Source organism: uncultured Aquimarina sp., from assembly GCF_947492115.1.
Lineage (GTDB): Bacteria > Bacteroidota > Bacteroidia > Flavobacteriales > Flavobacteriaceae > Aquimarina.
In genome coordinates this window covers 527,490-542,787 of record NZ_CANLMM010000003.1, presented here as the reverse complement: position 1 = coordinate 542,787, position 15,298 = coordinate 527,490, and the positions used below count along the sequence as shown (strand labels likewise).

The 15,298-nt window shown below is 33.3% G+C and carries 7 protein-coding genes; 2 read left to right on the top strand and 5 right to left on the bottom strand.

The annotated features are described in order from the left end of the window. Positions 1-9: 9 nt before the first annotated feature. Positions 10-3,102 carry a SusC/RagA family TonB-linked outer membrane protein gene (locus Q1A73_RS11810; protein ID WP_299605704.1) on the bottom strand — a complete coding sequence of 1,031 codons (3,093 nt, stop codon included), beginning with the start codon at positions 3,100-3,102 and terminating at the stop codon, positions 10-12. Positions 3,103-3,383: 281 nt separating this feature from the next. Next, positions 3,384-5,054: an alpha-glucosidase gene (locus tag Q1A73_RS11805; protein ID WP_299605701.1), complete on the bottom strand. Its 1,671-nt coding sequence runs from the start codon at positions 5,052-5,054 to the stop codon at positions 3,384-3,386. A gap of 692 nt (positions 5,055-5,746) precedes the next feature. On the opposite strand from Q1A73_RS11805, the gene Q1A73_RS11800 reads away from it, so the two are divergent. After that, on the top strand, positions 5,747-6,778 hold the full coding sequence (locus tag Q1A73_RS11800) for a LacI family DNA-binding transcriptional regulator (RefSeq protein ID WP_299605697.1): 1,032 nt from the start codon (positions 5,747-5,749) through the stop codon (positions 6,776-6,778). A gap of 185 nt (positions 6,779-6,963) precedes the next feature. After that, entirely contained in the window at positions 6,964-9,012 is a 2,049-nt protein-coding gene (locus tag Q1A73_RS11795) for a glycoside hydrolase family 65 protein (RefSeq protein WP_299605694.1), read from the top strand. 2 nt (positions 9,013-9,014) lie between these two features. Here the strand turns inward: Q1A73_RS11795 and Q1A73_RS11790 are convergent, their stop codons facing one another. From Q1A73_RS11790 to Q1A73_RS11780, 3 genes are all read right to left on the bottom strand, one after another. Continuing rightward, positions 9,015-10,028, bottom strand: coding sequence for a LacI family DNA-binding transcriptional regulator (locus tag Q1A73_RS11790; protein ID WP_299605691.1), 1,014 nt, complete (start codon positions 10,026-10,028; stop codon positions 9,015-9,017). A 21-nt stretch (positions 10,029-10,049) separates the two neighbouring features. After that, on the bottom strand, positions 10,050-12,836 hold the full coding sequence (locus Q1A73_RS11785) for a LuxR C-terminal-related transcriptional regulator (protein WP_299605688.1): 2,787 nt from the start codon (positions 12,834-12,836) through the stop codon (positions 10,050-10,052). Between the two features lie 137 nt (positions 12,837-12,973). Continuing rightward, positions 12,974-15,295, bottom strand: coding sequence for a glycoside hydrolase family 3 N-terminal domain-containing protein (locus tag Q1A73_RS11780; protein ID WP_299605685.1), 2,322 nt, complete (start codon positions 15,293-15,295; stop codon positions 12,974-12,976). Positions 15,296-15,298 lie beyond the last annotated feature (3 nt).

Here is a 15,298-nt window from a genome sequence, read left to right as displayed (position 1 = left end):
CTTAATTTTTTAAAAAGTTGCATTTAAACCAAATGTATAGGTTCTCGGTCTTGGAAAGGCTGTATAATCAATTCCCGCAGTTGGTATACCATTTAACGGAGCACTTACATTTACTTCTGGATCTAAACCACTATAATCAGTTATTACAAATAAGTTCTGCCCGTTTGCAAAAAGTCTAAGGCTTTTGAAAAGTCCTTCTCCTGATAATGGGAAATTATATCCAATAGAAGCATTTTGTAATCTTAAGAAATCTCCTTTTTCTAAGAAACGAGTAGATACATCAGGAGCGTTGGAAGAAGCTTCTCCATTTGTTAAAACATCTACAGTAACGTTTCTTCCACCGTTAATACTTCCTGCAGTGAAAAATGCATTTGCGGTGTTATTATATATGTAATGACCAAATTGACCTGCAAAGTTCATAGAAGCATCCCAGTTTTTATAGTTGAAACTTGTGGTAATACCAACATTGAAATCAGGCAAGGCGCTTTTACCAACAAACTCTTGAACATCCCCGTTAGGATAAATTGATTGACCATCTGCATCAAACCCAGCAAATTCTCTTAAGAAATAAGAAAATAGTGGCTGATCTTCAGCTAATAATTGCGCAAACGCACCTGTTAATCCTTGTCCACTGATCTGACCAGATTGGATCTGACCGTCAAAGTTCTGAAGCTCATTTTTATTATAAGCGATATTAAATCCAAAATTCCAATTTACGTCTTCTTGCTGGATAATATCATAATTGATTGCAAATTCTACCCCTTGGTTGATTACATTACCATCTATATTAGTAAAGTTAAAAGGTTGTGGTGTTGGTTGAGCATTTGCTGCACTTAATAATAAGTCTTTGGTATCCTTATGATAAAAATCTATAGTACCTGTTAAACGATCTCCAAAGAATCCAAAATCAACACCTACATTGGCTTGACTTGTTTCCTCCCATTTAAGATCATCATTAACAAAAGATACCTGACTAGTTCCCGGTGCATTTATCACACCATCTTGAGCGATTCCACCTGGGCTAAATCTACGTCTGATTGTAAAGTTACCGAAACCAAGTCCATCTTGATTTCCAGTAATACCGTATCCAAGTCTTAATTTCAGTGTAGAGAATGAATCACCAATAAAATCTTCCTGATCTAACTTCCAAGCGAATGCTGCAGATGGAAAATATCCATATTGATTGTTAGGTCCAAATCTTGAAGACCCATCAGCTCTAACTGTTGCAGTTAAAATATACTTATCTGCTATGGAATAGATACCTCTTACAAAAAAGGATTGTAACTCATCTGTAAAATCGAATGTATCACCTAATACTGAAGAAACTGGTGTTGTTGGTGCAACCAAAGCCTCACCTTGAACGATATCAGGGAAAAGTCTATTTACGAATGAACCATTAGGTGCCACACCATACTGCTGGAAAGAACCTTCAATAACACTTTCGATCAGATCTGCAGAGATTTCAAGATTTTCTCCCATTTGATCCAAATCTGTTGTTCCAAAGCCAAAACCTTGTACACTTCTTCCTTTTCTTCCAAAATCTTGATAAGAAAAACCTGCTAAAGCGGATAATTTAGAATTTCCAAATTCTTTCTCATAATTCAAAGTTATATCTAAAAGTCTATTCTCTACTTCGATATCATTTAAAGTTCCTCTACCATTTTCAGGAGCTCCATTATTAAAACCAGTTATATTTCCTGATAAAACATTTATAGCAGTAGACTCTGAATTATCATATCCTACACTTACCTTAGCACTTAACTCAGAAGTAATCGCATACTCTGCAGAAAGGTTAACTAAATATCTATTTGTTTTTGTTTCATTCTGACTAAAAGTCAATAATGCTAAAGGGTTAATATTAGAACCACCTGGCTCAAACCCTGCTGAAGCAGGCCATGTTGGATTTGCAGAGTACGCAGCTCCTAACAAATCTCCTTGGAAACCTGCATTATTTGTAATTGGTGGCGCTTCATCATTTACTCTTGATAGTGTCCCTTGAAGATTTAATTTTAATTTATTGTTAAAAAATCTATGGGAAGCATTAATTCTTCCAGTAATCCTTTCTAAAGAACTTTTCTTAACAACACCAAACTGCTTTCCATATCCAAAAGAAGCTCTTACATTACCAGTTTGATAATTATGTGAATACGACAATGTATTATTAGTAGATTCAGCTTGTCTAGTAATTACATCTTGCCAATCCGTGTTAGCTCCAAAATCCTGTGCAGCACGATCTCCACCGAACTGATCAATAGCATCTAAATATTGTTCTCTATTCAGCAAATCAAATTCTTGAGCAGGTCTAGCGATACTTAGAGTAGAAGTATATTCAAAAACACCTTTTGGCGCCCCTCTACCTGCCTTAGTGGTTATGATTACAACTCCATTCGCACCTCTTGATCCATATATTGCAGTTGCGGATGCATCCTTAAGAATACTTACACTTTCTATATCATTAGGGTTTAAGAAATTAAGCGGGTTTCTTGCAGAACTAGTTCCAATCCCTAAATCACTACCTCCAGCGGCAGTATCGTCTCCAGCCAATGGAACTCCATCAACTACAAATAAAGGGTTATTGTTAGATCGAACAGAAGTTGTACCTCTAATTCTTAATGCTACGCCTGCTCCTGGCTCCCCACTTGCTTGTGTAATTTGAACCCCTGCTGTTTTACCTTGAATAAGCTGCTCTGGTGATGCAATAGAACCTGAATTAAAATCTTCAGAAGTTACTACTGCAACGGAACCCGTGGCATCTTTTATAGACTGTGTTCCATAACCAATAACCACAACCGCTTCTAGTTCTGCAGCATTTTCCTCCATGGTTACATTAATGGTTGTACGACCACTAACCTCCACCGCTTTAGTTTGAAATCCTACGTAACTAAAAATTAATGTAGCGTCTTCTGCCACATTACTTAAGGTATAGTTCCCATCAAAATCAGAAACTGCCCCATTTGAAGTCCCCCTAACAAGGACATTTACCCCTGGAACTGGACCATTTGCATCCGAAATCACCCCCGTAACCGTGATTTGTGCAAACATCATATTCCCTGAGATAAATACTAAAAGAAACATGAGTTTTTTAAGTATCATACTTTTCATAATTTAGAGTTTGATTAAATTTAAATATTTAGTTGTTAATTATTACTACTTTTATCGTTAAAAAAATTAGTTTTATTCAATATTTTAAGTAACAGGGGCGTCTTAGTCTTACTAGAACAATCGACATAGTAACTAGAAATTAATATTTAAATAAAAGTTACAATTTTAAAACGCCCCTAATGTTACCTCTTATGAAGAAGTTGCTATCAGATAAACTCCTTCGCTAACAAACAAAAACTAATTTCACTTTCTACTTTATTCATATTTGTTTTAAAATTATATTAATCTATATCTAAAACTAATCCTTGATAAGGTCGAAGGATTAAGTCATTTTCTTTACTATGCAGATCTGCATAATTATTTATCAAAACTTTGTACTCATTCACTACACCAGAAGTTTTAAAAACTTGATCTGATTCAGTAAAATTGAGAGCAACAATAATTGACCTATTTTCCAAGGTCTTTTTGTAGATATATAGATTAGGGCTATTAAATTCTATTTCCTCGAATTCTCCAAAAACAAATACATCATGCTGTTTTCTTATTTTGAGCAAGGATCTATAAAAATTCAGAATAGAATTAGGGTCATTTTCTTGATGCTTAACATTAATAACATCACTATTTGGATTAGCTTTTAACCACGGATCAACTATTGAAAACCCTCCATTAATCTCATCATTCCATTGCACAGGAGTTCTAGCATTATCTCTACCTTCTTTATTGATCATTTCCAAAGCCACTTCCTTAGAAAATTTAGAATTAACTAAACTTTCTTCATAAAAATTCAATGACTGAACATCTTTGACTTCTTCTATGGTTTCTAAGGTTATATTAGTCATACCTATTTCATCTCCTTGATAAATATTTAAAGTCCCATTTTGGGTAGCTAACATTGTAATTAACATTTTAGCAGACTCCGAATGATATTCTTTATCATTTCCAAATCTTGATACCATTCTAGCGAAATCGTGATTTCCCATAGCGTTTGCAATCCACCCAGTGTTATGCACTGCATCTCTCCATTTTTTAAAAATTCTTTTTATTTGCACTAGATCAAAAGGAGAAACCTCTTCAAATTTCCCGTTTACAATTGTACATTCAAGAATATCAAAATGATACAACATGTCCAATTCCTTTCTGTCTGTGTTTACATACAAACCAGCTTTAGTTTCATTAATACCAACTCCTTCAGCTAATGAAAACGCATCGTACTTACTAATCACCTTCTCATTCATTTCATTCAGATATTTATGAACGGTTGGTCCATTGGCATATACATCTTCTATAATTTTTCTAAAACCGACTTTTGGAGCATCTGGATACCCTTCTGGTTTAGATATTAATGGAATCACGTCCATTCTAAAGCCATCCACTCCTTTATCCAACCAAAACCTCATGGCATCGTAAATCTCCTCTCTTACCTTAGGATTTTCCCAATTTAAATCAGGTTGCTTCTTTGTAAATAAGTGGAGATAATATTCTCCAGAAGCATCGTCCAATTCCCATGCACTTCCTCCAAAGAATGACTTCCAGTTATTCGGAGGACCTCCATCATCTGAAGGCTTATGCCAATGAAAATAATCTCTATATGGACTATCCTTAGACTTTTTAGCTTCTTCAAACCACATATGTTCATCAGAACAATGATTGGCAACCAAGTCCAATATTAATCTCATACCTCTATCATGAATTCCTTTTAATAACTCATCAAAGTCTTCCATGGTTCCAAATTCAGGCATAATCCCACGATAATCACTAATGTCATATCCATTATCATCATTTGGCGAACAAAAAATTGGACTTAACCAAACAATATCAACATTCAAACTTTGAATATAATCTAGTTTCTCTATGATACCCCTTAGATCACCAACTCCATCATTATTACTATCATTAAAACTACGAGGGTATATCTGATAGATCGTACCTTTTTTAAACCAAGTTAGTTTCACTTAAATCTGTATTATGTTTTTAAATAATTTCATTTTACTAGTCTTATTCGTTTTGGCATTGAAATCCTTCAAAAACACACCTAATAATCGATTTAATAAAAAAATAGTTAAAAAAATCTGGTATTACTATTTATTACATCGTTTGATTACCAAAACTACAATATTATTTATATAGAATTTCAAAAACACAAATCTTTACATTACCTATACAATGTCGATATAACAACCTTAAAATTATCTCAACAATCTATTTATCAGTCACTTAATCAATAATTTTAAAATAAAGAATTCAATAATAAATAAAGAATTCAATCGATTAAGTATAGATTTTATATAGACAAGTACTTCATAAATTTCTATACAATTAAGAAAAAACAAACAATAAACTTCTTATCAAACCCATTTTCAATTTCTCTAAGAAACATATGCTTTAATTTTATTTATCATAAATTAGCGCAGGTAGTACAAATACAAAATTTGACTATTTATTTTGGGGAAGGTTGTGTAAAATGAGCGTTTTATAATACTTTACTTTACGTTAGTTCAGCGCGCTTTTTTTACGTTTACACAAAATACATAACAAATAATCTCCTTAGAAAGTAAATCAAGAACAAATAATAATACAAACGTTTGTATTATTATATTTTTAGCAAAATTAAAATTTTATTGATAATTTTTTAATACTTAATTTGATGGTTTTTAAAAAAAGAAGGGTTAAACTTGAAGATATCGCAAGAAAACTAAATATTTCTATTGCGACAGTATCAAGAGCATTGGATAAAAACCCCAGAGTTAAAAAGAGTACTCAAGAGAAAGTATTTAAAACTGCCGAAGAAATGGGGTATATGCCCAATCAGATTGCTAAAAGTTTGAGCTCTGGAAAAACCAACATCATAGGAGTACTTATACCTAGATATGACGAACCTTTTTTTATCGAAGTATGTAGAGGGATAGATCAATATGCTAGAAATCATAATTATAAAATTCTAATCAGTTCCTCGAGAAACTCGTATCAATTCGAAAAAGAAAACCTTATCTCATTCGAAAGAGGTTTGGTTGATGGAATCATTTTATCCCCTACACATGAGACAGAAAATGTTGCCCATTTAAACGATCTTACAAGTAAAGGTATGCCCATGGTATTATTTGACAATATTAGAGAAGAAGTCTCTGGAGCGGACCATGTAATGATTGATGATATAAAATCGTCTTTTAATGCTGTAGAGTTTCTTATCAAAAAAGGAAGAAAAAAAATAGCATTTATAGGAGGAATAAAACAAAAAAAAGTATTTCAAGATCGGTTTACAGGATACAAGTCGGCTCTTAACAAATACAAGATCCCTTTCCATGAAGAATTAGTCTTACATTGTAACTCCTTGGACAGAGAGTTTGAGGATAGAGAAATACTAGATTTTTTTAAACATCTTACCACCTCTCCAGATGGAGTTTTTACGTGCACTGACAATTATGGATTGTTAGCAATGAAAACACTATTAAAGACTGAAAAAAAAATACCTGAGGAAGTCGCAGTAATCGGCTTTGGAGATTTGGGACTTGGAGAAGTCTTTGTTCCAACCCTAACCTGCGTATCACAACCAAGTTTCGAAATGGGCCAAAAGGCTGCTGAACTCCTTATCAAGCAATTAAATGAACCTGAGGACATCCTTCATAAAAAAACAGTTGTTAAACTGGAAACTAAACTTACCCAGCGAGAAAGCACTTAAAGCACATTCATTAGAAAATTACATAATTTTAATCAAATTCACGATTCTGACTAAAAAATGATAATACAAACGCTTGTATTGCCATGCTAATTAGTTCAATTTCACTTTTCAAAATTTGTTTAGTAAATTGTGTATTCTATTTATTTTAAGATCACTAGATTCTTATTTCACAAAATATCTTAATTATGACACTAAAGAATTCAAAGGCTTTTCTTACTCAATTCGTGTGCTTTTTTATGACTATATATATCGCAGCACAAAGTGATGGATGGACAATTTCTGCTACTGATAATAAAAATTACACAGGAATTGTATCCGCAAACGGAAGAATCGGAATACTACCGTCTTCTAAAATATTTGAAACAGACAAAATAATTCTGAATAATGTATATGACAAGGAGTCACCACTTGGTGTTAGCAGAATTCTTCTGGGAATGAATTTTGGAAATCTTGACCTCTATATAAACAACATAAAGTTAACCAATGAAAATATTAGCAACTGGAAACAGACGCTCAATATGAAAGACGCTAGCTTTACCACAACCTTTACCTATAATTATATTGCAGAAATTTCTTATACCGTATACGCTCTTAGAAATGTACCCTATTCTGGTTATATCGATTTTGAAGTATCAGCAACTAAGGATATTGATCTAAAAGTTGTTGGAAAAATACAAACACCAGAAGAATACCTGCAACCTTTAAGCACTTTTAGAGTTCTTAGAGATTTAGAAACCACAATGCCCATCTTACAAACCGTTGCAAAAAGCAGACTGGGAAAACATACAGTAGGTACTTCTGCTACGTTCATATGGCATGATATTAATTCTACAAGAGAAAATCAACGTCCAGAATTAGTACATACCAAACTTTCTGAATACGACAATCAACTGTCATTCGAAAAAAAAGTGTCCAAAGGAAAAAATTATAAGTTTGCTTGGACCGCAGCCCAATGTTCCACACAAGACTTTTTTGATCCTCAAAGTGAAAGCGAGCGTTTTGTAATTTTCAATTTATTAACTCCTAGAAAAGACCTTCTATATCAACACACAAATTTATGGACAGATCTTTGGAAAGGTGATATCATTATAGAAGGCGATCTACAATCTCAATTAGATGTTCGCTTAGCCCTATATCATTTATACGCTTTTTCTCGAGGAGACTCGGATCTTAGTATTGCTCCAATGGGATTAAGCTCTCAAAACTATAATGGTCATATTTTTTGGGATACCGAGTTATGGATGTATCCTCCTTTATTGGTACTTAATCAAGATATCGCTCGTTCATTAGTGAATTATCGATCAGACCGTCTCGAGGTAGCAAAAAGGAAAGCAATCAATTTTGGATATAAAGGATCTATGTTTCCATGGGAAAGCGATGACACCGGAGAGGAAGCTACTCCCGCTTGGGCGCTAACAGGAACTTTCGAACATCACATCACAGCTGATATAGGTATCGCTTTTTGGAACTATTATCGAGTTACAAAAGATAAAAAATGGCTTCAAGAAAGAGGGTATCCTCTTCTAAAGGAAGTTGCAGATTATTGGGTTAGTAGATCCACAAAAAATTCTGACGGATCCTATTCCATCAAAAATGTTGTAGGAGCAAATGAGTTTGCGCCTAATGTAGATGACAATGCTTTTACTAATGGATCTGCCATCACTTGTCTAAGATACGCTTCTTTAGCTGCAACCAAAATTGGAATCACACCGAACAAGACATGGAATGATGTTGCAGATAAAATAATCATTCATAAGTTTAAAGACGGAACAACAAAAGAACATAGTAAATACTCAGGAGATAGAATAAAGCAGGCAGATGTTAACTTATTATCATACCCATTAGATATCATAACTGATAAAGAAACCATTTTAAAAGACCTAAAATATTACGAACCTAAACTCGCAGAAGAAGGCCCAGCTATGGCTCAGAGTGTGTTTGCCGTGATCTATGCCAGATTAGGTGATGCAGACAATGCCTTTAGGCTTTTCAAAAGAAGCTATGAACCCAACAAAAGACCTCCTTTCGGAGCATTAGCAGAAGCTGCCACAAGTAACAATCCCTATTTTGCCACAGGTGCAGGAGGAATGCTACAAACAGTTATTTTCGGTTTTGGCGGCTTATATCTTACCGACAATGGAATAATTCAAAAAAATCCAATATTACCTAAAACTTGGAAAAAACTTACGATAACGGGAGTAGGAATAGATAAAAAAACTTATGTAGTTGACTAAAACTAATTCGTTGAATCTCTAAGAATCAATGAGGTTTTAACGATTTCTGTACTTGTTTTATAATTGTCCTCGGAAGTATTTAATAACCTATCCAATAGTATTCTTGCTGCCCTAGCTCCTAAATCTTCAGCATGCTGAGAGACTGTTGTTAATTTAGGATAGGAGTGCTTGGATAATATCCCATCGGTAAATCCAATTACAGAGATATCATCTGGAATTTTATATCCTAACTTATTAGCCATATTTATTGCAACTGCTGCTGCGGTCTCATCCAAACCGAGCACAGCATCAATTTCATTATTTTTAAGAAAAGATTCAATCTCCTTCTCTTCTAACTCAATATTATTTATAGGCAATTCAACAAGTGTTACCCCTTCATTATCAGCCACTTCTTCATGAGCCCCTTCTAATCTTAATCTACCAACGCTTAGATCAAAAATGGTAGAGATTATAGCAATTTTTCGACAACCTGTTTTAATCAAGTGTTGTACAGCCGTTTTGGAAGCATGCTTATCATCCACAATAACCTTATCACAATCCACTTCTGCACTTACGCGATCAAACATCATAAGTGGCACATTATCACGCTTCAAATCTTTAAGATGATCTAGTTTATTAAGCATCTGAGTTTCCTTACTCAAAGCTAAAATAAAACCATCTACACTACTATAATTAAGCATTTCTACATATTCTACTTCTTTCTCATACGACTCATTAGTAATACAGGTTACAATTTTATACCCTTCTTTAGAAGCTTCTTGCTCAATCCCATAAAGTACTTTAGCATAAAAATGATTAAGAATCTCGGGTAACAACACACCTATGGTATTAGTTTTATTACTTTTTAAACTAACAGCTAGTGCATTAGGTTTATAGTTATAAAAGTTAGCTAACTCATGAACTCTATTGATAGTTTTCTGACTTATCTCAGAATCATTCTTTAATGACTTAGAAACGGTAGAAATAGATAGATTTAACTCTTTTGCAAGCTGTTTTAGGGTAACCTTTTTCCTCATGACTGTGCTATTAGAAATTCCTTATTTAAGACTGATAAGAATATTTGTCAAATTGTCTTTGGAGTCTAAATTAAGCTTTTTTCTTAATCTATGCCTGCTAACATCTACACTTTGTGAACTTATTCCTAATAGAGGCGCTATTTCTTTAGAAGAAAGATTCATTTTCAGATAAGCACACAGTCGTAAATCCTTGGAAGTTAGGTTAGGATAATTATTCGAAAGCTTTTCGTAAAATTCTTGATGTGATTTATCAAAATTAATTTCGAACAACTTGCTTTCTTTATCTGTAATATAATAGTCCACTAATCGCACTAATTCATTGTAACTATTGGTTGGCAACTTTTGATCAGAAGCATCCTGAACCTTTACAATCTTATCCCTAATCTTTTTAAGAATTTTATTTTTATTCAAATTCACGTAGGCAATCTGAGTCAGCTCTCTACTTTTTGCTTTTATTTCATCTTGTAATTTAGAGTTATTAAGCTCGATGATTTTATGCTCCTGTTCTAATTTTTGCGCTCTATGTTCTTCCTCCTGCTTTTTTAATTTCATTGCTTTTTCTTCCAATAAAATCCTTTCCTGTTTTTTCATTTTATACCTATTGATCCCTCTTACTGAAATAATCAATATCAAAAACAAAATCAAATAGAGCATATATGCCCAATGTGTTCTATATATTGGAGGTTTTATACTGAAACTAAATGTTCCTAATCGATATTCTCCATTGTATTCTGCTCTTACTTTAAAAGTGTAATTTCCTTCTTTCAGGTTATAAAGTGTTCGCTCTGTACTCGTGGTTTTAGGACTCCAATCATTATCATTTAAGCTCGTCTGGTACTCTATTGCTTGTCCATAAATTGGTAATGCGTAGTTAATCTTAAGATCATTATCAGAAAATGCAATTTTATCCCCAACAACGTATGAATTTCCACTATTTACGGAAACAAAATTTCTAATTAGGATATCACTTTTAATAGTTTCCGAAATCGTATTATTCTTTTTGGAATACATCGCAAAACCATTAAAAACAGGAATTACAGTATTTGAATAATCAACAGGAAAAACATTTAAAACATCAGGTACCAATTGATCTTTTAATTCGTGAAGCACTATTGCATTTTCAGAATTTTTTACTGCAACCTTATCATTACTTACATACCAAGTTTCTTCTCCATTTTTAAAAATTCTGGGAGCAGATCCTAGATTTGCTTGTATTTCCGTTTTAATAAAATCTTTGTTCTGATGAGAGTATGTGTATGTATGGTAGTTAGAAGTTATTACTATTTTGTCATCTACCATGGAAAGAGCTATTCTATCACCTTCAAAATCACTTACAGGATAGAAAGCCACATCCTTTAATTGTTTTTCATCATAGTCTAGCTCAAATTTGAACACACCATCACTATACAGTGCTACCCAAAGGTAATTTTCCTTATCTACCTCTAAATACCTACCGGATTTTTCAAAACCACTTAATTTATATCCTTCCCATTCTCCTTCTCTCTTTTGATATAGCGATATACCATTATAATTTCCAGAAACAATAACATCCTTTTCTTCTGAAAGTTTATATTTCCTGAAATTCCAAGCCCCTAAATCTTCCCCCATTCTGGTCAAGACTTTACCCTCTAACGCATAAGCTCCTTTATCATGACCAACATAAACATCATCATCAACTTTTTCGATATTCCAAACCTGACCATTTAATAATAATTCAAAATCTTTATTAAAATCCGTAGAAGTGGTGTTACCTGCATAAAGTCCTTGATTAGTACCTAAGTAAGAAAGATTTTGATCATTTACAACCGCATAAGTAGTTCCCAACTCTCCAAAATAATCATAATAATAGGTAAGAGGAGAGTTTAATTTTATATGATCTACTCCATAATCTAAAGCCAACCAAAGATTTTCCTCATAATCTTGATAAATGGATAGGATCGTATTGTTTTGGAGCCCGTTTCTCTTATTAATATTATGAGATTCTCCAGTGGCTACATCCAATAAATATAATCCATTAGAAACTGTACCAAGAGCTATTCTATCATCATTAAGTTTAAGAAAAGAAAAGATCTGAGCTTTTTGAACTTCTTCTGACACAGAAAAAGTAATAGGTATGAGTTCATCATTTATTACTTTATATAATCCTTTAGTATCAGTTATAATAATTAAATTATCATCAATTTTTGTAACACCAACTATGTTTTCATTTAAAGCTGGATCACTTATTACAGGTATTAAATTGGTTTCCTGTAGTCTAAAAACCCCATACTTTAAATCATTTACATAGATCTGATTGTCGATACTATAACTCCACTTAAAACGATATGGAGCGGGAATTTTGGTAATTATATTTCCTTGATTAACATATAAATTTCTAAAGGTTTGAAAAATGATCTCATTATTAACAAAATGTGTTCTCCAATACTCTTCAATGTCCGCAGCTACATCTTTTTTGTTATTTCTTAATGGCTGAATTGTATAATCCTCATATCCATTTTTAATCAACATCCCATGATGCTCATCAGCCCCAAAATATATAGTGTCTTTGTTCTTAACAAAAAGACTTCTATTTACCATTTCTGGATTGGTGTCTACTGAAGTCCAATCAGTGCCGTCAAAAATTAAAATCTCATTCCCATTAGCAATATATACTAAACCATTTTCATCTTGTTTAATATCCCAAGATTGCGCATTAAATCCCATGTTTTTGGTATCATAATGGGTTATCTTAGGAAGTGTTTTATTTTTTATGGATTGTGAAAAAATCGAAAATGATAAAAAATAAAATGTAATAAAAAGACGATACATGAGATGAGTTTTTACATAAGTAGGCTTATCAAATATACCATTAAAATCTTAACATACCTTATTTACACTTTGTTTATAAGATATCAATAAGCACCCTATACCTTTTAATCATAAAAGATGGGTATTAATTTTTTATATTATTTAAGCTTAATTTTCTTCTTTAAATCTCCAATACTAATCTCAAAATCTCCAGGCTCGGCAATAGTCTTTAACTCCTGATTTACAAAAGAAAGCTCATCCTTAGTGATTGTAAACGAAACTTCTTTAGACTCTCCTTTGCTTAAAGCAATTTTCTCATATCCTTTCAAAGCTCTCACTTCAGGAGTAATACTGGCATACAAATCACTAATAAAAAGCAACACCGCTTCTTTTCCATCTCTACTACCAGTGTTTGTAACGGTTACTGAAACGTCAATAGAACCATCTTCATTCATTTCTTCTGCACTTACGGATAGATTACTATATTCAAAAGTTGTATACGATAATCCATCACCAAACTCATATTGCTGATCATAGTCCGAATCATAATAGTTTGGAATGGAAATGTTATCAGAGTGTTTGTGATTATAGTTTACAAATGCATGTGGATGTTTTGGATAATTTATTGGCAACCTTCCAGAAGGGCTTTCTAACCCATACAATAAATCTCCCAGAGCATCTGCTCCGTGGTTACCTGGCAAATATCCCATAAATACAGCATCTACTAAAGGCTCTATCTCGTTAAAGATGATTGGTCTTCCTTCTAGTAACACAAGCACTATTTTCTTACCTGTTTTTGCCAATGCTTTTGTTAGTTCTACTTGATCCTTTGGCAATAAAATAGAATTAATATTTCCTGGAGTTTCTGTATAGGAGTTTTCACCTAAACATAATAAAATAACATCAGTTTGTTGAGCAGCCTTTACAGCAGCAGCAATATTCTTTTGATCCTCGAAAGAAACCTCTTTTAATACAGTACTATCGATACCATTATCTTCTTTAAACGAAACTCCCTGAACAAATGTAGCATTACCTAAACCTACAATAGCTTCAGCAATTGTATTTTTATCTTTAGCATAGTTATCTGCTTCACTTCCCTGCCAATTATATGACCATCCTCCATTTAGAGATCTCATGGTATTGGCAGTGGGACCTGTTACTAAGATTTTTGTTCCTTTTTCTAGTGGCAGTACCTCATCTTTATTTTTTAGCAATGTAAAAGATTCTAACGATGCTTTTTTGCTTACTGCAGCAAATTTTTCTGATCCAAAATCAGGATAATCTTTAGGATCTGTGACTGGGTTTTCAAATAGACCCAATTGCATTTTTACTTTTAATATTCTAGAAACTGCACTATCGATTCTTTCCTCAGCTACACTCCCCTCTTTCACTAACTCTACCAACAGTTCGGCAAACTCAAAATCATGAGGTACCATACTCATATCTACACCTGCGTTTATAGACATTTTGATTGCATCTTTAATTGTTTCCGCAACTTTATGTCTCGTATGTAGATAATTGATATCTGCCCAATCCGTTACTGCAATACCCTCGAAGCCAAGTTCGCCTCTCAATACATCCGTTAACAAGAATTTGCTAGCATGTACAGGAACTCCATTTATTTCTCCCGAATTAATCATTAAGGTTACAGACCCTGCATCTACAGCTGCTTTAAAAGCTGGTAAAAAATATTGTCTTAATTCTCTTTCTGGAATCCAAGCAGGTGTTCTATCTTTACCAGACAAAGGAACGCTATATCCTAAATAATGCTTCATACAAGAAGCTACAGTATAAGGGTCTCCAAGTGTTCCCTGATAACCCTCTACCATTGCCACACCCATTGTCTTTCCTAAATAGACGTCCTCACCAAAAGTTTCCCATAACCTTGGCCATAAAGGATTTCTTCCTAATCCCAAAACAGGTGAAAAATTCCAAGGAATCGACGAAGCTCTTGTCTCATAAGCAGAAATCTTAGCAACTTCTTTTACCAAATCTCGATTAAAAGTTGCAGCCAATGCAATCTGCTGTGGAAATAATGTTGCTTCTGTAGTGTAATTAACACCATGAATAGCATCTATACCATATATAATAGGAATTTGCCTAGGTGTTTTCGCAGCCTCATCTTGAAATATCTTTATAGTTTTATACCAATCTTGTCTGGATAAAGGAACTCCTGGAGTATTTAATATAGAACCTACTTTATAAGTATGAATTGCCTTGCGCACTAAGGCAGAATCCAACTCATAAGGCTGAGCAGAACTATACTGATTATCTCCTTTGGTAACTACGTCTAAAGTAATTTGAGTCATCTGCCCTACTTTTTCCTCTAACGTCATTTCGGAAAGCAGTGAAGCAACTTTTTTATCAATCTCTGTATTCATAGAAGGTTTTTCCTTTATTGTTTTATCATTGTCTTCGGTTGATTTTGAGTTACAACTTAATACCAAAAGACTGAATACGATAATATATAATTTGTGCATCAT

Bases quoted from the DNA above. Each gene is read 5' to 3' on its own strand.
- Q1A73_RS11810 (WP_299605704.1), bottom strand. From the start codon at position 3,102: ATGAAAAGTATGATACTTAAAAAACTCATGTTTCTTTTAGTATTTATC.
- Q1A73_RS11790 (WP_299605691.1), bottom strand. From the start codon at position 10,028: ATGAGGAAAAAGGTTACCCTAAAACAGCTTGCAAAAGAGTTAAATCTA.
- Q1A73_RS11780 (WP_299605685.1), bottom strand. From the start codon at position 15,295: ATGCACAAATTATATATTATCGTATTCAGTCTTTTGGTATTAAGTTGT.
- Q1A73_RS11795 (WP_299605694.1), top strand. From the start codon at position 6,964: ATGACACTAAAGAATTCAAAGGCTTTTCTTACTCAATTCGTGTGCTTT.
- Q1A73_RS11785 (WP_299605688.1), bottom strand. From the start codon at position 12,836: ATGTATCGTCTTTTTATTACATTTTATTTTTTATCATTTTCGATTTTT.
- Q1A73_RS11800 (WP_299605697.1), top strand. From the start codon at position 5,747: ATGGTTTTTAAAAAAAGAAGGGTTAAACTTGAAGATATCGCAAGAAAA.